Here is a 638-nt window from a genome sequence, read left to right as displayed (position 1 = left end):
GCCGAACGCGACGAACTCGGCCGCATCACCCGCTACGAGTACGCCGACAACCTGCACCTGGTCAGCCGCCGCATCAACCCGGACGGCAGCCAGTTGCGCTACCGCTACGACAATGCCGGCCTGCTGCTCACCGACATCGAAAACGAACGCGGCGAGCACTACCGCCTCGACTACTACAGCAACGGCCTGATCCAGCAGGAAACCGGCTTCGACGGCCGCCGCACCGCCTACGAATACGACCTCAACGGCCAACTGCTGAAGAAGACCGAGTTCGGCGACGACGCCAGCGAACTGGTCACCGAGTACCAGCGCGACGCCGCCGGCCGCCTGCTGGTGAAGACCCTGCCCGACGGCGAGGAAATCCACTACAGCTACGACGCCCTCGGCCGCCTGGTCAACGTCGACGACGGCCACTGGCCCCTCGCGTATGAGTACGACCTGCAGGATCGGCTGACCACCGAGCACCAGGGCTGGGGCACCCTGCGCTACGAATACGACAGCGTCGGCCAGCTCAAGCATTGCCGCCTCCCCGACGGCAGCACGCTCGACTACCGCCACCTGCCGGGCGGCCAGCTCAGCGGCATCGACCTCAACGGCTCGCGCCTCACCAGCCACCAGTTCAGCGCCGGCCGCGAACA

General features: G+C 67.1%; 1 pseudogene. It reads left to right on the top strand.

Features of this window, described 5'->3' with window-relative positions:
* Positions 1-638, top strand: a pseudogene (locus CAG29_RS28030) (RHS repeat protein); the annotation flags it as partial.

Source organism: Pseudomonas sp. B7(2017) (assembly GCF_002112745.1).
In the GTDB taxonomy this organism is placed as follows: domain Bacteria; phylum Pseudomonadota; class Gammaproteobacteria; order Pseudomonadales; family Pseudomonadaceae; genus Aquipseudomonas; species Aquipseudomonas ekonensis.
Note: the sequence above shows the minus strand (reverse complement) of the source record. Positions and strands in the feature narration are given on the sequence as shown.